Source organism: Mesorhizobium sp. WSM4816 (assembly GCF_055811535.1).
The window spans coordinates 130838-148805 of record NZ_JBVVQR010000011.1; the positions used below are offsets into that span (position 1 = coordinate 130838).

The following is a 17968-nucleotide window of genomic DNA, read 5'->3' on the forward strand; positions in this document are numbered from 1 at the left end:
GCCGGGTTGTTTGCTTGGCTGCCTATTTGGCGCCGATGGTCGCCTTGTAAAGTTTGAGCTGCTCGTCTTTGCCAACCTCTTCGTTCAGCTCATTCCAGCCTTCCTCGACCGCCGCGACGGTCGCTTCCTTGTCGATTTCGCCGGCGAGGAAGCGCGAGACCGCCTCGTCGAGCACGACCTGCTGGTACTTCTGATTTTGTGGGATGCGCAGGTCGAGGATCATGTTCGGGCTGCTCATGCTGTCGTTGATCGCGCCCAGGTAGACTTTGGCCTCCTCCTCGCTCATGCCGGCCTTCTTCCAAAGGTCGCTGTAGCCGAGCTGCGAGGTGCGGTACGGGTTGAACCCGGTGCCGCCGACGGTGACGTCGGCATTCGATTGCGCTGGCTGCGTCATGAACGAGAAGTAGGCGTAGGCGGCGTCCTTCACCTTCGGATCGGCCGCCGCGTTGATGCCGCCGCCCCAGCCGCCAAAGGCGGCGAATGGTGCATGGTTCACGCCGTCGATCGCGTGCGGGCAGTTTTCTGCCGTGCAGGCTTCTAGCTTGCCGGTGTCCCAGTTCAGGACCTCCTTGGATCCGGGCATGATCGCAGCGCCCCATTTGCCCATCACCTTGGACTGCTTCGGATCGATCGAGATCGTGCCTACATCACCCCAGTCGAGGTTCAGCGCGCAGCGGCCGGAAGCGAAGAGCGGCCTTGTATCGCTGACGTCGAGGTTCAGCTCGTCCGGCGGGCCGTACTTGGTCGATTCAGACAGGAAGTCGAGCGCCTTGCGGAAGGCGTCGTTGTTGACGAGCGGCGTCATGTCCTTGGTGTTGAAGAAAGTGCCCTGGCTGGTTCCCTTGGACTGGGTCATCGAGCCGACCACATCGGTAACGAACCAATAGCTCTGCGCGTTGCGCTTCTTGGCGATACAGGAGCCGAAATCCGGCGTGCCATCGCCGCTCATGTCCTTGCCATGCGTGGCCTTGGCGACCTCGAGATACTCGTCCCAGGTTTTCGGCACCGCCAGGCCAGCCGCTTCGAGCACGTCCTTGCGGTAGTACATCATGTGGAAGTCGCCATCGAGCGTGATCATGTAGGTCTTGCCGCTGTACTTCTCGGAGAAGTCCCGGAAGAACGCGCCCACATCGTTCTGCTGGATGTCCTTGTCGGCCTCGACCCGCGGCGTCAGGTCCTCGAGGTAGCCGCCGGCTATGTAGTCGACCATCCATTGCGGGGCGAACACGCCGGCGTCGACCGAGTTGGTGCCGCTCGCCCAGTCGGTGAGAATCTTCTGATAAAGATCCGAGAAGGGCACCGCGATGACATTGATCTTGGCGCCGGTGAGCGCTTCGAACTCGGGCGCGCGCCGCTGTAGCGGCTCCTGAATCGCACCGGTCTGCGTAATGACGTTCACTGTAACCCCCGCAAACGGCTTGTCCTGGGCAAAGGCAGGCGCGCCAACCAGCGCGGTAAAAGCCGAAAAGCCGGCCAGAAAGACCCCAATTCTCATCAGACTTCCTCCCGTGTTGACCGGGACATGTTCCTGCGAACCAAGCCGCCGGTATCTCCCCGTCGGTTGCCGTCGCCAGAGCACGGCACCAACGCTTGCCAAGCACAATATCGGCATCGCGCAGCGAGTCCAGTGCCTTGCCGCGACGGAAGGTGAGCTGCCCCGCGGGCTTCCCGGCTAATGCATGTCGCCCAAAAACGCGCAGCGGTTTTAGCGCGGAGTCGCCAGAAGACCGCTCGATCTTGCCTGGGGAGTATTCCACCGCATCGACAATCCCCGTCACACCACCGTCGGCACGGGCGTCACTGCAAGTTGGTGTGGCGGTGCAACATCAGTCTGTGCGCGTCGCGGATCTGCTGGGCCATGAAGAGCACAATGCTGTCGAGCAGGATGAGGCAGGATTGCTCGAACAGGCTGCCGCCAAACTGTTTCGATTTCTCGACAGGGACATGCAGCGTGAGATCGGCAATGCCGGCCAGGGTCCCGGCCGGCTGATGCGTCAGCGTAACGACCTTGGCGCCCTCCGCCTTGGCGATGCGGGCAAAGCCTGTACTGACCGGCGTTTCCCCGGAGCCGGAGATGATCAGCAGCGCATCGCCCCTGCGGATCGATGGCGCCGATGCCTCACCGACGAAATGCACCGTTCGGCCAAGATGCATGATGCGCATCGCACCCATCTGCGCGACAAGGCCGGAGCGTCCCTGCCCGGAAAAGAACCATCGCTGATCAGGGTCATCGAACGCCTGCACCAGCCTTGCAAAGGCGTCGGCGTCGATCCGGCCAAGAAGGTCGGCTATCTCCTGTCCCACGGCCAGCCACGGCCTGGATTGGGCAATCTGTCGCGAATCCATCGTGCTACCTCTTTCGGACTTGCGGATTCCGTGATGGCGCTGCCAACCACGAGGATTTCGGGCTCGATTGCGATCACCGCTTGCAGCGTGTCGGGGCCGATCCCGCCGGCGAGCGAAACCAGAAAGCCGCGATCGTGCATCTTCCTGACTGTGTCGAAATGTGACGTGGAAATATTGCCGGCCAGCCGCGCATCGGTTGGCGAGTGGACCGCGACGTAGCCGAAGCTTTCGGGGAAGACAGCATTCAAGGGAAGCAATTCTGCCTTGCCCGCCTCGGTGATGGTGTCGACGACGACCGTCGCGCCGAAGGCGGCGGCACGTTTTCCGACCGCCTCATGCGTGGCGGGCGAAGCACACGACAGCACCGTCATGAACGCGGCACCGGCGCCGAATACCATATCAGCCTCGAACCGGCCGCCGTCGACGGTTTTGGTATCGGCCAGCACCATGACTTCAGGGCAGAGCTCGCGCGCTGTGGCGATGGCCGAGAGGCCGAGGCATTTCAGCAATGGCGTGCCGATCTCGATAATGTCGGCGAAATCCTTCATCTGCGCGAGCAGGGCCAGGTGTTCAGGCTTGTCGAAGGCGACTTGGAGGAGCAAGGCGGCTCTCCCGGATTGCTTAAGACAGCGGATGCGGCATGCCGCCCAACCCACTGTCGTGTGCTTCGTGGTCGAAATCTGCCATAATCCAGCAACCTCCAGGCTGGTCTGCACAGGGAGAGCAAATCGTGCCCTGCAAAGCAAGTGGTCTTGTCGAAAGCAGGAGGTGCGGGCCAGATCGGCGCCGACGCCACCTGCAATGCAGTATGAGGTAGTCCTTTGACGAGACTGTTTGAGCCCATTGCATGCAAGGTCGACCTGTCGACTGGTGCGATGGGAAATGCAACCGGCAGCTACCAGAAGCGCTTCCGCGATCTGGACGGGCTCTATGCCGACGCCGCGGCGTTGGAAGCCATGCGCGTGACATGGGGTGAGCGCATCGTCTACGAGGTCTCCGAGTTCCGACCGACCGAGCAGTCGGGCGACCTGATTTTCGGCGTCACGCACATGGCGCCCGGCAAGGTCGGCGACGAGTATTTCATGACGCGCGGCCATATCCACAGGCAGGCCAACCGGCCCGAGATCTACTATGGCCAGAAAGGCCACGGTCTCATGCTGATGGAGTCGCCGGAGGGCGAGGTTCGCATCCTGCCGATCGACGCCCAGACCGTCTGTTATGTTCCGCCGTTCTGGATCCACCGCTCGATCAATGTCGGGGAAGGCGATCTGGTGATGCTGTTCTGCTACCCCGCCGATTCAGGGCAGGACTACGAGATCATCGCGAGATCGGGAGGCATGCGCTCGCGCGTGGTCGCCGGCGATGGAGGCTGGAGGCAAGTCGACAACCCGGATTGGCGACCGCGTGACGCAAAGCTGATCTCTGCCCTCTATGGGCAACAATCCGGCACGGCGCCGGCATGAAGGCTCGCTACGAGATCGCTGCTTCATTTAGCATTGCTGCACTGCGCGCGGAGAAAAGCCGGGAGAATGGCAAATGAACCGCTATCGGCCGGCCACCCAGCCGACATTCTATTTTATCGGCGTCACGACGACGAGCAGCTCGATCATGCGGGTTTTCCCGGCATGGGCGCGCCACCTCGGGCTGAAGGAAGCGGTTCTCAAGGATGCGGTTCTCAGGGGCATCGACTTTCCACTCCATGCCGATCCGGAGGCCTACCGTGAGGTCGTCTCCTTCATAAAATCCGACCCGCAGTCGCTTGGCGCGCTCGTCACCACGCACAAGATCGATCTTTTCAACGCAGCGCGCGACCTGTTCGATGTGATCGATCCGCACGCCCGCCTGATGCACGAGACCAGTTGCCTGTCGAAGCGGGGCGGAAAACTCGTCTGCCATGCCAAGGATCCGATCTCTTCGGGCCTTGCGATAGACGGTTTCATTCCGGCGGGATATTTTGCGGACACCGGCGCGGAGGTCCTATCGATGGGCGCCGGCGGATCGACGATAGCAATCACCTGGCACCTGATGCGCAAGCAACGTGGCGCCGACTTGCCTTCGCGCATCATTGTCAGCGACCGTTCGCAGCCGCGTCTCGATGAAATCGAGCGCATCCACAGAGACATGACGTCGACGGTCGAGCTCGAATATGTCCTGGCGGACCGACCAGAGATCAATGACGAGACGTTGGCGGCGCTGAAACCAGGCTCGCTGGTGATCAACGCGACCGGACTTGGCAAGGACGCGCCCGGCTCGCCGATTACCGATGACGGCGTGTTCCCCAAGCGCGGCATTGCCTGGGATCTCAACTATCGCGGCAACCTGATCTTCCTCGACCAGGCAAGGCGGCAGCAGGCCCGACAGCAGTTGCAGATCGAGGATGGTTGGACATATTTCCTGCATGGCTGGACGCAGGTGATTGCAGAGGTCTTCGACATCGCGATCCCGGTGTCCGGGCCGGATTTCGACGGGATGTCGCGCATCGCCATCGAAGCGGCGAAAGCCTGACGCCGTCGGTCTTGTCACACCGCGCTCGCTCTGACCGATAGACAGAGGATCACATGTTTGCCCATCTCAGGACTCTTCCGAAATGAGCGGCGAACTTTTCCTCGCCATCGACGTCGGCACCGGCAGCGTCCGCGCCGCACTGATCGATGTCGCCGGCAAGATCCTCGAGCTTGCGTCGCGCGAGCACGACCAGATCGTGCCGGAATTCGGCTGGGCCGAACAGCGGCCGCTCGACTGGTGGGAGGGTGCGCGAGCCAGCGTCAAGACGGTGCTGGACCGCGTCGAAGGTGCCCGCGAAAACATCTCCGCCATCTGCGTCTGCGGGCAGATGCACGGGCTGGTCCTGCTCGACGCGCACGGAGCGCTGACGCGCGACACGGCACCGCTCTGGAACGACAAGCGCACCGTCGATCTCGTCCGTCGCTTCGAGCAAGCGAATGAGCCGGACAGCTACCTGCCCGAAAGCGGCAACACGCCGACCCCGGCATGGCCGGGCTTTAAACTGCAATGGGTCCGAGACAACGATCCCGCCGCATACGCCCGCAGCGCAGTCGCCATCATGCCGAAGGATTACATCAACTACCGGCTGACCGGAGAGATCGCCATGGATACGGGCGACGCGTCCTGCAGCTTCCTGATGAACCCGGAGCAGCTCGACTGGTCGCCGGTGATGATCGAGCGCATGGGTCTCGACGCCGCCAAGCTGCCGCCGATCCGCAACCCGCTGGATGTCGTCGGCAGCGTCACCGAACAGGCGGCGCTCGACAGCGGCCTGCGCTCTGGAACCCCGGTGCTGGTCGGTGGCGCCGACTATCCGGTGGCACTGCTCGGCTCAGGCGCTTGTCGGCCGGGAATGGGTTCCGACAGCACGGGCACCGGCGCCATCATCACTGTTATCGCGGAGAAGCCGCTGCTTGACCCGGAAATCTCGAACGTTGCGACGATCGAAGGCAACTGGGCGCAATTCGTGCTGCTGGAGACCGGCGGCGACGGCATGCGCTGGGCACGCCGTGCCTTCCACGGCAACGCGCTGTCCTACGACGAGATCGTCGCCCGCGCCGCCGAGGCGCCGGCCGGTTGCGACGCGCTGCTGTTCATGCCCTTTCTCACCGGCGAACGCCTGGGGCGCCATCGCAACGCCCGCGCACAGTTCTTCGGATTGGGCGCCGGGCATGGCATGGAGCATCTGCACCGCTCGATCCTGGAAGGCATCGCCTTTGCCATGACCCGCCACATCCGCATCATGGAACACGCGTCGAACAGGCCGCTGGAGCGCGTCATCGCCGCCGGTGGCGGGGCGCGCACCGAACTGTGGCTGAAGATCAAGGCCAGTGCCTTCAACATTCCGATCCTGGTCCCGCGGGAGCCCGAATGCGGCATCGTCGGCTGCGCCGCGATGGCCGCGACGGCGACCGGCCGCTTCTCGCGCGTCGACCAGGCGGCCGAGCGCTTTGTGAGCTACGACGCCGAAATCCTGCCGGACCCCGGATGGGCCGAGACCTACAGCCGCACCCAACCGGTTTTCGAGCAGCTCTACCATCACAGCCAGGCGCTCTACGACGACATCGACGCACTGGCGGCCGCCACGCGGCCGACGCAGCCGTGACGCATCTCAAGCCTGCCGAGCCCTGACTGCAGCGACAGATCTGGCAATCACGATGCATCCCGTCTGGGATGCATCGGACTATTGACTTTAGCTGTGGCGTATTTCCGTCCCCAGCACCTTCAGGCACTCGCGGATGAACGCGGCAAGTGCGGTCCAGCCCTTTGCCGAGACCATCGTCCCGTCGACATAGGCCTCGGTCGGCGACAGGTCGATATAGGTTCCGCCGGCCAGCGTCACTTCCGGCTCGCAGGCAGCCAGCGCACCGACCTTCTTGCCACGCACGACGCCGTCGACCGCGATCAGGATCTGGACGCCATGACAGATGGTAAAGATCGGCTTCCTGGTCTCGTGGAAATGGCGAACCATCGCCTGCACACGCTTGTCGGTGCGGATGTACTCGGGGCCACGGCCGCCGGCGCAATAGACGGCATGATACTGGTCGAGCTGTCTTTCCGCCTCCGAAAAGGTCTTGTTCAGCAACGCGTAGTGGCCGGGTTTTTCGGTGTAGGTCTGGTCACCCTCGAAATCGTGAAGCGACGTCTTGATCAGGTCGCCAGCGTTCTTGTCAGGACAGACGACATGGACGATGTGGCCGACCGCCTCCATCGCCTGCTGATAGACGAAGATCTCGTATTCCTCGGTGAACTCACCGGTCAACATCAGTATTTTCTTGCCTGGCATGGTCGGTTCCTCGTTTTGGAATGGAAGTCGGGCGGGCGTTGCACTCGCCGGCGGCGCGGGTCTCAATCGAACGCCGGCAACAAACGATCACGGGAATGCTCGATATGACGGCGCATCGCCTGTTCCGCCGCCGCGGGGTCGGAGGCGGCGAAGGCGGCCAGGATGGCCTGATGCTCGTCGAGCGCTTCCTCGGTGACGCGCGAATGGAACATCAGGCGGAAGATATGGAAGTGGGTATGCTGGAACGCGAGCGTCTCGCGCACGAGTTCATTGTTGGCAAATTCCATGATCCGGTCGTGGAAAATGGCATCCTGCCGCGCAAAATTGGAGTAACGCAGGCGTTCATCCTTGCCTTCGCGGCGCGCCATGCCGCCTGCGGACTCCTCAAGCACCGCAAGTTTCGTCTCATCCATCAATGCGGCTGCTTTGGCAGCCGCATGCGGCTCGAGCAGCAGGCGAAGCTCATAGAGTTCGTCAAATCGGCGCCTGGTTATCTGCGGCGCGGCGCGGTAGCCGATCAAATGTGTCTTCAGCACAAGGCCTTCGCCTTCGAGGCGGCCAAGCGCTTCACGGATCGGCGTGTGGGATACGTCGAGTTCCTTGACCAGGCTGTCGACGGTGATCCGTGAGCCAGGCGCGATCTTCAGCGCCATGAGTTGCGCGAAGATCGCTTCATAGACGTCCTCCACCAGGCTGGTGGATCGCTGGATGCGCCCGCTGGCGGGGTCGACTTCTCGGGCATTGCTTGCGTTCGTGACCTGCATCTTTTTTGCCCCTTGACAGGATCACTGGCTAACACGATGCTTCGCCCAACACAATCCTATATCCTATACGATTTGATAGAGGATACCTTGGGAGCTCGGCGAGATTTCGCCTTTCCTCCATCATCGAGGGACGCAAGACCATGAGCCTTTTCGCTGCAATAAGGCTGCCGCGTGAAATCCTCTTCGGCAAGGGTCAGCGCCATGTCATTGCAACCGTTGCGGCCAGGCTTGGCCGTCGCGCTCTCGTCTGTACGGACGAGCGCTTTGCCGCAACTGTCGCCTTCGCCGAGATCATCGCGGCGCTCGAGGGCGCATCGATCGCTGTGCTGGTTCACGATCGTGTGCAGCCGGATGTGCCGCGCGACACGGTTGCCGTCTGTGTCGAGGAGGCGCGGGAGTTTGCGCCCGACATGGTGATCGGCATCGGCGGCGGCAGTTGTCTCGACATGGCCAAATGCGCCGCGTTGCTCATCAGCCACGGCGGCCTGCTCCAGGACTACTACGGCGAGTTCAAGGTGCCCGGTCCGACGCTGCCGCTGATCGCGGTGCCAACGACAGCCGGCACCGGCTCGGAAGTGACCCCTGTCGCCGTGATCTCCGATCCGGATCGCACCATGAAGGTAGGCATCTCCAGCCCGCATCTGATCGCGGCAGCCGCCATCTGCGACCCGGAACTGACGATGACATGTCCCCCGGGGCTGACGGCGATCGCCGGCGCAGACGCGCTGACCCATGCGGTCGAGGCTTTTACCGCCGCCAGGCGCGGCACCGACCCCGGCCTGCCCCAACAGCATGTCTTCATCGGCAAGAGCGCGCTGACCGATCATTTTGCGCTGCTCGCGATCAAGCTGCTTGGCCGCAGTCTCGAGAAGGCCTGCCGCGCCCCGACCGACGAGGACGCTCGCGCCGATGTGATGATGGGCGCGCTTGCAGCCGGCTGCGCGTTCGGGACGGCCGGAACGGCGGCGGCGCACGCGGTGCAATATCCGGTCGGCGCCCTTACCCATACCGCTCACGGGCTGGGTGTCGCCACCATGCTGCCGTATGTCATGAAGTACAACCGGGCCGCCGCGGCCACCGAGATGACCGAGATCGGCCTTGCCCTTGGTCTCGACGGCAGGGACCGGAGCACCGCTGAGATGGCCGACGCGACAATCGACGAGATCGGCCGGCTGTTTGCAGCGATCGGGATTACGCCTACGCTGGCCAGGCTCGGGCTTCCCGCCGACAGGCTCGACTGGACGGCCGAACAGGCGCTCGGCATCGACCGTCTCATCAAGAACAATCCGCGTCCATTCGATCCGGCAGCCATGCGGCGCCTGATCCAGGCCGCCTATGATGGCGACCTCGCCGCCTGTGTCATGTGAGCAACCGAGGAGCAGGCCATGAACATATCTCATCAGATGCTGGAGGACGAGCAGGACACTGCCGGCTTCCATAGATTCTCCCACGGCTTGTATATTGGCGGCCAATGGCGGCAATCCGCCGACGGCAGGGAAATCCAGGTCGTCGACCCTTCCACGGAAGCGGTGATCGCCGCGGTTCCCGATGCGACGATCGAAGATGCCGCGGCCGCCGTGGAGGCTGCGGCCAAGGCCGCCGAATGCTGGCGCACGACGGCGCCCCGCAAGCGCTCCGAAATCCTCAGAAATTGCTTCGAGCTGATGACGCAGCGTTGCGAGACGCTGGCCACCCTGATCTCGCTGGAAAACGGCAAGGCGCTGCGGGACGCGCGTGGCGAGATCGCCTATGCCGCGGAATTCTTTCGCTGGAATGCCGAGGAAGCGGTTCGCATCACCGGCGAATTCGGGATGGCGCCTTCCGGCACCAACCGCATCGTCGTCGACTACGAGCCGATCGGCATCTGCGTCCTTGTAACACCCTGGAATTTTCCTGCCGCCATGGCGACGCGCAAGATCGCGCCCGCCCTGGCTGCCGGGTGCACGGTGATCTTGAAGCCGGCCAGCGAGACCCCGCTCACCGCCTACGCGCTCGCCGCGCTCTACCAGGAAGCAGGTGTTCCGCCAGGGGTTGTCAACGTTCTGACAACCTCCAATCCCGGTCCGGTGACGGCCGCGCTGCTGGCCGATCCGCGGGTGCGCAAACTCTCCTTCACCGGCTCGACTTCTGTCGGGCGCGTTCTGCTGGCCGAGGCCGCAAAGCACGTGGTTTCGTGTTCGATGGAACTTGGCGGCAACGCGCCATTTCTGGTGTTCGATGACGCGGATCTCGACGCGGCGGTCGATGGGGCGATGGTGGCGAAGATGCGCAACGCCGGCGAGGCCTGCACGGCTGCAAACCGCATCTATGTCCAGTCCGGCGTTTACGATGCGTTTTGCGAAAGCCTCGCCAGGCGGATGTCGGCACTCACGATCGGCGCCGGCACCGACGCGGCCACGGAGTGCGGGCCTATGATCACCAGGAAGGCCGTCGACAAGATCGACCGCCTGGTCAACGATGCTGTCGCCCGTGGCGCGCGGGTGCTGTGCGGAGGCAAGGCAGGCTCGGGAACGGGATACTATTATCCGCCGACCGTGCTCTGCGACGTCCCGGCCGAGGCGGAGATGGCGCACGAGGAAATTTTTGGGCCGGTGGCGCCGATCTCGAGCTTCGAAACGGAAGCCGAAATCATCGCGCGTGCCAACAACACCGAATACGGTCTTGCCGCCTACATATACACGCGCGATCTTGCGCGGGGAATGCGGGTGGCATCCAGGATCGAAGCCGGGATGGTCGCTCTCAACCGCGGCTTGATGTCCGATCCGGCAGCACCGTTCGGCGGGGTCAAGCAGAGCGGCCTCGGCCGCGAGGGCGGCCAGCATCACGGCATTGCCGAGTTCATGGAGGCGAAATATCTCGCCATCAGCATCTGAGCGGAGGAAGAGTGCAAAACGATCCGTTCCGCATCCGCGACCATGTCGCCGATTTCGATCAAATCGTCCAGGACATCGTTCACCGCAGCGAGGCCGTCCGCGCAACCATCCCGATGACAGCGGACATTGCCTATGGGCCGGATCAGACCGAAACCATCGACCTGTTCTTTCCCCCGGGCAAACGAAGCCGCCTGCCGGTGCACATGTTCATCCATGGCGGCTACTGGAGGATGTTCTCCAAGCGTGACTATTCATATGTCGCGGCGACGATTACCCAGGCCGGTGCGATTGCCGCCATCGTCGACTATGCTCTGATGCCCAAGGTCAGGATGGCGACGATCATCGACCAGGTGCGCCGCGCCAAGCGGTGGGTTCTGGCCCATATCGCCGACCATGGCGGAGACCCGGCAAACCTGACCGTCAGCGGTCATTCGGCCGGGGCACATCTTTCAACGTTCCTGTTCAACAGCGAGCATACCCCCTCCAATGTGCGGGCAGCCCTTCTGCTCGGCGGGCTCTACGATTTGAAACCGCTCCAAAATTCCTTTCTCGCCATCGAGATTGCAATCACCGATGAGGAAGTCGCCAAGTTTACACCGCTTGCCTATCGGCATGATCCTCAAACCAGGGCGATGGTTCTGGTCGGAGCCAACGAGACGCCGCCTTTCCATCAGCAAGCAGATCGATTCAAAGTCCACCTGCTGCAGCAGGGTTTGCCGGTAACGTCGCTTGTTCTCGCCAACCGCAACCACATGGACAGTGTCAGAGATCTCGGCCTGCCGGAGAGCCAGGCGGGGGATTGCCTGACGAAACTGATTGCCAACGACGATCGTTGACCCAGCAGACATGCCGGCCATCATCCATCGCGGCTTACCGCAAGGGCGTCTGCAGCACGCCTCAGCGAGGGAAAAGAACCTCACCCATGCCAAGCACCGCGTTGTCGCCGCCATATTTCTGCGGCGCGTTGCCCAGCAGCGGCCGTTTCAAAATACCCTCGGCGATCAGATGGCGATCGATGATGGCGGCGAAGGCGCTCTCCGGCGCGCCGCATTCGACAAAACTCGGCGACAGGCTTTTCGGCGCGCGATCGAGCAGGATCGAACCGCGACGCATCAGATAGCCAGGCATCTCGCCGGTGCCGCCGGCCACCACCAGCGTGCCGGCGATCATGCGGCTGCCGGCATTGTCGCCTGCGCCTTTCAGCACCGCGATCAGGCCACGCCGCATCCGGTCGGCGGCAAAAGCGCCGGCTTTGCCCCTGACGATCAGCACGCCGCCATTCATGCCGGCCAGTTCGCCGGCGAGCGGCCCACCAAGGTGGTCGCCGGCATTGCCGGTTATTTCAAGCCTGCCACCGCGCATGCCGGAGCCGGCATGTGGACCCGCATTGCCTTCGATCGTCAGCGTGCCGCCGCGCATGGCGCGCCCGGCCTGGGCGCCGGCATTGCCGACGACGCGAACCGAACCGCCCCGCATGGCTTCCGCGACGCGGTCGAGGCGCGCGCCGCCGCCTTCGAAGACGATGTCCAGCAGGTTGTTGCCGGCGACGCGAAAGATATCGCCGACCTTCGAGCCATGCTTCGACATGCCGATCCGAATCTTTTCGAAATCGCGCCTTTCGATCCCGGCAAGCCGCTCCGCCGTCAGCGGCGACAGGTCAAGGCGCTCGGGCGGCTCGGCGACAAGGGTGAAGGTCAGCGCTTTCACGGCAGCATATCCTTCAGCGAATAGATGAACTTGCCGAGCTTGCCGCCGTAATTGCCGGCGCTGATGCGAACCGCGCCTCGCTTCGGCCCGAGCTCGATGACGGCCTTGATGCCGGCCTTCATCGCCGCGGCAACGGCATCGTTGGTCTCGCCGTCGATGACGATTTCCAGGACGGCGTTGATGTCGGCGCCGAGCTCACTCCTGACGACACCGCGCAGTGTCGGCGCGTAGGCTTCGTTGGCCGAGGCGATCATGCCCTTGTATTTACCGCCGATCTTGGAACCCGAACGGGCGATGCCGCCCGGAAACGGCACGATCGCGCCCGGCACCAGGCCGATCGCGGCAACCGCGGCCTCGGCGGCGAGCAAGGCCCTGGCGCTGGTTTCAGCCATGACGAAGAAATTGCCGCCGCCGACGGCAGCCTTGGTCAGCCCGGTCGTTGCTTCGCACAGGAATTCGCCGTCCATGACCGGAACGCGCCAAAAATGCCTGCCGCCGATTTTCTTGGAGATCTGCCAGCCGTCGCCGAAATAACGCAGCGCCGAACCGAGCTTCAACGCGGCGCTGCCCTCCAGTCCGGCGAAGCAGGCCGAACCCGGCGAGGTCAAGACGCACTGGCCGACGCGATTGAGCAGTTGTTTCTGCAGCTCGTCTGTTCCCATCGCGAAAATCATCACCCGGCAGCCGGGCCGGCCATCCGGTGTCGCCGATGGCGGCAGTTCGACATCGATTGCCGCTTCGCAGCCGCAGCCGATCACCGAGGTGGCGAAGCCGGTCATGGTGATCGCCGCCTGGCGCGCCCATTTCCGGTTCGGCGCGGTGATGATGATGGCGGTCGCGCGCATGCCGAAGGCCTCGGCAAAGGTATCGTCGATCACTATGCCATTTACGCTCACGTTCGGCATGCCACCTCGCCGAATGGCTGTTCGCGCGCGACCGCCGAATCCGGGAAATCGAACCAGTCCAGCGACAGGCCGTAGCGCTGCTGGTGATAATCCTCCAGGCGCCGCAGCATCGCCTTGTCCGGCGACGGATTGAGCCTGAGCGCCTTGCCCCAGCGGTAGTGGGTGATCTCTCCGTCCTGCACGACGAGATCGCCGTCCTTGAAGACATACGCCGCCTGCCCCAGCATTTTCGCGATGTTTTGGTCCCTGCGGTAGACAGCGATGTCGGCTGTCGCGCCGGCGCCGAGATGGCCGCGGTCCGTCAGCCCGAGCAGCCTGGCAGGGGCCGCGCGCGTCATGATGGCGATTTCCTCGAAATTGTATTCGCGGTCGATCGCCGCCAGGGTGGAGAGCGCCATGGCGGAAGGTGAAAGTCCGGCGATCATTTCGGTGCGCGCTTCCCGGCTCATCAGCAACTCGAACAGGGCCGGATAGGCGGTAAAGGGCGCGCCGTTGGGATGATCGGTGGTGAAGAAGACACGCCACGGATCGTCGATCAGGAGAAAAAGCTCAAGCCCGATCGCCCACTGCATCGTGCCATAGAAATCCTTGCCATAGCGGTAGGGCACGATGCCGCCGCCATTGCCGTCGCCGTCATGAATGACGGACTTCTTCGGCTGCGCACTGCCACGCGCCGAAAACTGCCGCATGACGTCGGAGGATATGGTGACTGTCTGGCCGAACATCACCTGGCCGATATCGATGGTGACTTCCGGCGTCGCGTTGACCAGTTCGGCAAGACGCGCCGCGGCCGAGGAAAACCTGCGCTTGCCTTCCGTGCCGTAGCCGTAGAACTGGAGATGGGCGAGGTGCAGCGGCAATCCTTCCGCCGCCGCGATCGTCGCGGCCGCCGTGTCCGCCGATCCGGGGCTGCCCAGATTGTTGCAATGGACATGCAGAGGATGCGGGACGCCGAGGCTGGCGACGGCCGCCTGCAGTGTCTTGACGATCTTGCGCGAGCTGACGCCATAGGAAGGCACCAAGTCGTCCAGCGAGAAGGTGCGGACGTTTTCCTTGAAGGCGGCCGCCGCGCCGGCATTGATCACCTTGACCCCAAGCGCCCGCGTCGAGGCGACCGTCCAGGCGACATAGTCCTCGATCATTTGCGAGGAGGCGTCGTCGCGGATCATCGACAGCAGGAAATCGTCGTTGCCGAGAATGGCGAGCGTCGCCTTGTCGATGATCGGGATGTCGGCCAGTTCGAGATGGGTGTGAAGCGCGGCTCCCGGCGACATCGCCGGCTCGACCACCGTGGTGAAACCCATCTTGGCGTAAAGGCAGCCGGTCTGGAAAGTCGACCAGCCGGCATTGGAGAGCGGCGTCGCCGCCGGCCGCGCCTGGTGCGCGGCGTGCTGCTCCGGCAGCAGCAGCCGTGCCGTATTCACGTTGCCGCCGCCGATGTGGGAATGGATGTCGATGGCGCCCGCCATGACGATGCAGCCGTCAGCGTCGATGGTCCGGTCGGCAGCGCCACCCGCCGGCTTCGCAACGATCTTGTCGTCGCTGATCCACAGGTCGCCCTTGCCGAGACGGCTGTTGACCGGATCGATGATGTCGCCGCCGGCGATTTTCGTCAGCATGGCAACGCCGCCTCGGCGGAGACATGACTGGCAACCAACCGGACAACGGTCGCAGCGGAGGGCAGTTCGGACGCCGCGCGCGCGTCGACCGACCGCAGCGATCCGGTGCGGCTGGAATAGACCACCGCCTGATGATCGACGCCCGCTTCGCCGATGGCGATGGTGACCGCAGCACCCGCCACCGGCTCATGCGTTTTCGCCAGGGCGATCAGCGCCATGCGGTTCCTTTTCTTCTGCGGCTGGACAATCGAGGACGAAATCCGCAGGTGCAGGTCGGCTTCGCCGGCAGCGATCATGCGCGCGACATCGTAACGCCAGGGATCGAACTCCGGGAAGCTGCGCGCAAAGCCGGTGCGCAGCGGAAAACCGGTCATCCAGGTCGAGGCGAGCGCGCTTCCCCATCCGTTCTCCCTCGCCGGCAGATGCAGGCCGGATGCGCGTGATTTGCGGTTGAGATCGGTGATCAGCCCTTGCAGCATCTCCAGCGCCAGCCCGTCGGTTGCGTCGCCTGAAAACAGGAAGACGGGAAAATGCGCAGCCTCCAGGGCTTTGGCGAAATCGTCGAAATTCGACACCGGCTGCGATGTCTGGCGCCCCCTCCACTGCGCCCTCAGTGCCGCCAGCGTCGCGCCGAGGCCTGCCTCGCCGCAGGACAGCAGCGTCGCCGTCCGCCCGTTGCTCAACCGCGGCGCAGACGTTTCGTTCGACCCGACCAGAAAGATCTCGCGCTGATTCTTGGCCGAGAGATCGGGAACCGTCTCGGCAAGCTCGCCGACAAATTGATGGTGGATCTGCGGGAGTTCGCCGACGATCACCACGACGTCGGCGCGCCGGCGCGTCTCGCCGGGCGCGACGGTCATCGCGCCTTTGTCGGTAAAAAGGGCGGCCTCTCGGGAAACTGCCGCGCCATCGGCATGATCATATGCCGCGCCAACCCGCTCAGCCAGCGCGATCGCCGCCCTGGTGCCGTGTATATCCGTATCCAGGCTGAAAACCGGGCACCGGCTTGACCCCAACAGCGCGGCGGCATGTGCGGCCGCGCGCTCGACCAGCGTTTCCCGGTTGCCGATCCAAGCAACCGCCATTCACTACGCTACTTTCTGGTGCCGGCCTGATCCTAGACGAAACTGGATCGGCCGTGAACCCCGCCTGTCAGAGACTGTTTCGAAATTCGCTCTGGTGAGTCATATGGTGGGGGTTTCGAGAACCGGAGCGCAGCGGACATTAGAGCGCCGCGCGTCCAATTGGACGCGCAAAGGACGCTCTAACACTTTGCATTTGCGCATGATCCTTTCCGGGAAACCGAAATCGGTTTCCGGGGTCATGCGCTGGTCCGTGAGCACCGGAAGCGCAGAAAACGCCATCAGATGGCCGCCAGAGTAGAGTTTCCAAACAGTCTCTCAGCAGATTAGCGAATGTTTTTATACGCCATCAACAAATTCCGACCGCGCTTAATCATATTTGATGTAAGCGAAGCGCTGATCGGTCGGCGGAGTGCCTTCCAGCGCGCCGCCTTCCCGGGCCGGCTGCCACTGGACGACATCCTCGATCTTTTTGGCCAACTCGAAGTCCTTGTCGGTGATGCCCTTGGCTGCATGGTTCATCAGGCGCACCTCGACCCAGGCATAGGACGCCGTGATGTCGGGGTGGTGCCATGCCGCCTCGGCGAGATGGCCGACCGTGTTGATGACCATCAGTGTCGATTTCCAGCTGTGGGTCTTGTATTTGCGCCGGATCCAGCCGTTCTCGTAATACCATTTCGGCAGTTCCTTCTCGAGCCGGTCGGCAATCTCGGCTTCCGAATAGACCTTTTCCCTCGGCGTCTCGTTCATCTCGACCTCCGCGAATTGCCCGGTCCGTTCTCGCGCCGGGGCCAAAAGAAGATAAAACGAATGCACTCTCTGCGGCTTGCCCCTTCGACGAAAACAGCTATCATGGCGCCGGGCACCTAAACTTCCATGATGCGTCTATGATGCACCCATCGGGGGGTAGATGTCGAATTCTGTTACCATACAAGTGCCCGCCCGCCTGCATCTTGGCTTCCTCGATCTCAACGGCGATACCGGGCGTCGCTTTGGCAGCGTCGGGCTGCCGCTGAGCGAACCCGAAACAACAGTCACCCTGTCACGGTCCAGCGAGACCATCGTCGAAGGCGCCGAGAGCCGCCGCGCCGGCGAACATCTGTCGACGCTCTGCAGCCATCTCGGCATTCGCGGTCAGCACCGTCTGGTGGTCGAACAGTCGATCCCGAGCCATGCCGGCCTGGGCTCCGGCACGCAGATCGCCCTTGCCGTCGCCGCGGCGCTGCGCACGCTCCACAAACTGCCGCTCGATATCGGCAGCGATGCGACCCTGCTCGATCGCGGCGGACGATCCGGCATCGGCATCGCCAGCTTCGAAAGCGGTGGCGTCATTGTCGACGCCGGCAAGGACGACAGCGGCAGGCCGCCTCCGGTCGTGGCGCGACTGCCTTTCCCGGAAGAGTGGCGCGTCATCCTGATCCTCGACCATGGCGGGCATGGACTGCATGGCGATGCCGAGATCGCGGCGTTTCGTTCGCTGCCGCCGTTCCCGGCATCCGGCAGCGGTGAGATCTGCCGGCGGGTGCTGATGGGCATCATGCCGGCTCTTGTCGAGGACGACCTGCCAGCCTTCGGCGCCGCCGTCGCCGCGATCCAGATGCTGATCGGCACCCATTTCGCCCCGGCGCAAGGCGGCGTGTTCACCTCCAGGCGGGTCGAGAGCGTTGCCCACGCTCTCAACGAAGCAGGCGCCGTCGGCATCGGCCAGAGTTCGTGGGGGCCGACAGGGTTTGCCTTCGCCCCATCGCAAGACGCTGCAGTCAGCTTCGTCAGCGCGGTTCAGCAGACAGTTGAAGACGGCATCGAGATCAGGATCGTCAAGGGCAGGAATTCCGGCGCGAAGATCAGTTCGACCAGACTGGATCTCGTCGGCAGCTGAC

General features: G+C 63.4%; 17 protein-coding genes. 7 read left to right on the forward strand and 10 right to left on the reverse strand.

Translation table 11 applies throughout. The annotated features are described in order from the left end of the window. Positions 1 to 22: 22 nt before the first annotated feature. From AC0L3H_RS14910 to AC0L3H_RS14920, 3 genes are all read right to left on the reverse strand, one after another. Positions 23 to 1495, reverse strand: a complete 1473-nt coding sequence (locus AC0L3H_RS14910; protein ID WP_473585964.1) for an ABC transporter substrate-binding protein — start codon at positions 1493 to 1495, stop codon at positions 23 to 25. Between the two features lie 302 nt (positions 1496 to 1797). Beyond that, the gene (locus AC0L3H_RS14915) at positions 1798 to 2304 is read right to left on the reverse strand and encodes an SIS domain-containing protein (protein WP_473490766.1); all 507 of its coding nucleotides are present in this window, start codon (positions 2302 to 2304) and stop codon (positions 1798 to 1800) included. Next, positions 2289 to 2948 carry an orotidine 5'-phosphate decarboxylase / HUMPS family protein gene (locus AC0L3H_RS14920; protein ID WP_473585965.1) on the reverse strand — a complete coding sequence of 220 codons (660 nt, stop codon included), beginning with the start codon at positions 2946 to 2948 and terminating at the stop codon, positions 2289 to 2291. Before AC0L3H_RS14920 ends, AC0L3H_RS14915 begins: the two co-directional genes overlap by 16 nt. A 219-nt stretch (positions 2949 to 3167) precedes the next feature. On the opposite strand from AC0L3H_RS14920, the gene AC0L3H_RS14925 reads away from it, so the two are divergent. From AC0L3H_RS14925 to AC0L3H_RS14935, 3 genes are all read left to right on the forward strand, one after another. Continuing rightward, positions 3168 to 3809, forward strand: coding sequence for a glucose-6-phosphate isomerase (locus AC0L3H_RS14925; RefSeq protein WP_473585966.1), 642 nt, complete (start codon positions 3168 to 3170; stop codon positions 3807 to 3809). Positions 3810 to 3882: 73 nt separating this feature from the next. Then, a complete protein-coding gene (locus AC0L3H_RS14930; RefSeq protein ID WP_473585967.1) occupies positions 3883 to 4851 on the forward strand; it encodes a shikimate dehydrogenase family protein in 969 nt (322 codons plus the stop codon). 82 nt (positions 4852 to 4933) lie between these two features. Next, positions 4934 to 6457 carry a xylulokinase gene (locus tag AC0L3H_RS14935; RefSeq protein WP_473585968.1) on the forward strand — a complete coding sequence of 508 codons (1524 nt, stop codon included), beginning with the start codon at positions 4934 to 4936 and terminating at the stop codon, positions 6455 to 6457. Between the two features lie 87 nt (positions 6458 to 6544). Here AC0L3H_RS14935 and AC0L3H_RS14940 read toward each other — a convergent pair whose 3' ends face one another. Next, entirely contained in the window at positions 6545 to 7138 is a 594-nt protein-coding gene (locus AC0L3H_RS14940; protein ID WP_023797753.1) for a DJ-1/PfpI family protein, read from the reverse strand. 62 nt (positions 7139 to 7200) lie between these two features. Next, positions 7201 to 7902, reverse strand: coding sequence for a GntR family transcriptional regulator (locus tag AC0L3H_RS14945; protein WP_473490770.1), 702 nt, complete (start codon positions 7900 to 7902; stop codon positions 7201 to 7203). A gap of 140 nt (positions 7903 to 8042) precedes the next feature. Between AC0L3H_RS14945 and AC0L3H_RS14950 the strand changes: the two genes are divergently transcribed. Genes AC0L3H_RS14950 through AC0L3H_RS14960 form a run of 3 tightly spaced genes read left to right on the forward strand, consistent with a single transcriptional unit; the run spans position 8043 to position 11611 of the window. Further along, complete coding sequence (locus AC0L3H_RS14950) at positions 8043 to 9269, forward strand: iron-containing alcohol dehydrogenase (protein WP_473490771.1); 1227 nt, start codon at positions 8043 to 8045, stop codon at positions 9267 to 9269. Positions 9270 to 9287: 18 nt separating this feature from the next. Continuing rightward, on the forward strand, positions 9288 to 10775 hold the full coding sequence (locus tag AC0L3H_RS14955) for an NAD-dependent succinate-semialdehyde dehydrogenase (protein ID WP_473490772.1): 1488 nt from the start codon (positions 9288 to 9290) through the stop codon (positions 10773 to 10775). Positions 10776 to 10786: 11 nt separating this feature from the next. Continuing rightward, entirely contained in the window at positions 10787 to 11611 is an 825-nt protein-coding gene (locus AC0L3H_RS14960; RefSeq protein WP_473490773.1) for an alpha/beta hydrolase, read from the forward strand. 61 nt (positions 11612 to 11672) lie between these two features. On the opposite strand, the gene AC0L3H_RS14965 is transcribed toward AC0L3H_RS14960, so the two are convergent. The 5 genes from AC0L3H_RS14965 to AC0L3H_RS14985 all read right to left on the reverse strand — a co-directional run bounded on the left by AC0L3H_RS14965 (position 11673) and on the right by AC0L3H_RS14985 (position 16838). Beyond that, complete coding sequence (locus tag AC0L3H_RS14965) at positions 11673 to 12482, reverse strand: formylmethanofuran dehydrogenase subunit C (RefSeq protein WP_473585969.1); 810 nt, start codon at positions 12480 to 12482, stop codon at positions 11673 to 11675. Next, entirely contained in the window at positions 12479 to 13387 is a 909-nt protein-coding gene (gene fhcD / locus AC0L3H_RS14970; protein WP_473490775.1) for a formylmethanofuran--tetrahydromethanopterin N-formyltransferase, read from the reverse strand. Before fhcD ends, AC0L3H_RS14965 begins: the two co-directional genes overlap by 4 nt. After that, positions 13375 to 15006, reverse strand: coding sequence for a formylmethanofuran dehydrogenase subunit A (locus AC0L3H_RS14975; protein WP_473585970.1), 1632 nt, complete (start codon positions 15004 to 15006; stop codon positions 13375 to 13377). Before AC0L3H_RS14975 ends, fhcD begins: the two co-directional genes overlap by 13 nt. Next, a complete protein-coding gene (locus tag AC0L3H_RS14980; protein ID WP_473585971.1) occupies positions 15000 to 16091 on the reverse strand; it encodes a tungsten formylmethanofuran dehydrogenase in 1092 nt (363 codons plus the stop codon). The genes AC0L3H_RS14975 and AC0L3H_RS14980 overlap by 7 nt, the downstream gene beginning before the upstream one ends. Positions 16092 to 16457: 366 nt before the next feature. After that, positions 16458 to 16838 (reverse strand): 4a-hydroxytetrahydrobiopterin dehydratase, encoded by a 381-nt coding sequence (locus tag AC0L3H_RS14985; protein WP_473490778.1) that lies wholly within the window; start codon positions 16836 to 16838, stop codon positions 16458 to 16460. Positions 16839 to 16998: 160 nt separating this feature from the next. Between AC0L3H_RS14985 and AC0L3H_RS14990 the strand changes: the two genes are divergently transcribed. Further along, the gene (locus AC0L3H_RS14990; protein ID WP_473585972.1) at positions 16999 to 17967 is read left to right on the forward strand and encodes a beta-ribofuranosylaminobenzene 5'-phosphate synthase family protein; all 969 of its coding nucleotides are present in this window, start codon (positions 16999 to 17001) and stop codon (positions 17965 to 17967) included. Position 17968 lies beyond the last annotated feature (1 nt).

Bases quoted from the DNA above. Each gene is read 5' to 3' on its own strand.
- AC0L3H_RS14980 (WP_473585971.1), bottom strand. From the start codon at position 16,091: ATGGCGGTTGCTTGGATCGGCAACCGGGAAACGCTGGTCGAGCGCGCG.
- AC0L3H_RS14990 (WP_473585972.1), top strand. From the start codon at position 16,999: ATGTCGAATTCTGTTACCATACAAGTGCCCGCCCGCCTGCATCTTGGC.
- AC0L3H_RS14975 (WP_473585970.1), bottom strand. From the start codon at position 15,006: ATGCTGACGAAAATCGCCGGCGGCGACATCATCGATCCGGTCAACAGC.
- AC0L3H_RS14955 (WP_473490772.1), top strand. From the start codon at position 9,288: ATGAACATATCTCATCAGATGCTGGAGGACGAGCAGGACACTGCCGGC.
- fhcD (WP_473490775.1), bottom strand. From the start codon at position 13,387: ATGCCGAACGTGAGCGTAAATGGCATAGTGATCGACGATACCTTTGCC.
- AC0L3H_RS14930 (WP_473585967.1), top strand. From the start codon at position 3,883: ATGAACCGCTATCGGCCGGCCACCCAGCCGACATTCTATTTTATCGGC.
- AC0L3H_RS14935 (WP_473585968.1), top strand. From the start codon at position 4,934: ATGAGCGGCGAACTTTTCCTCGCCATCGACGTCGGCACCGGCAGCGTC.
- AC0L3H_RS14985 (WP_473490778.1), bottom strand. From the start codon at position 16,838: ATGAACGAGACGCCGAGGGAAAAGGTCTATTCGGAAGCCGAGATTGCC.
- AC0L3H_RS14940 (WP_023797753.1), bottom strand. From the start codon at position 7,138: ATGCCAGGCAAGAAAATACTGATGTTGACCGGTGAGTTCACCGAGGAA.
- AC0L3H_RS14945 (WP_473490770.1), bottom strand. From the start codon at position 7,902: ATGCAGGTCACGAACGCAAGCAATGCCCGAGAAGTCGACCCCGCCAGC.
- AC0L3H_RS14950 (WP_473490771.1), top strand. From the start codon at position 8,043: ATGAGCCTTTTCGCTGCAATAAGGCTGCCGCGTGAAATCCTCTTCGGC.
- AC0L3H_RS14910 (WP_473585964.1), bottom strand. From the start codon at position 1,495: ATGAGAATTGGGGTCTTTCTGGCCGGCTTTTCGGCTTTTACCGCGCTG.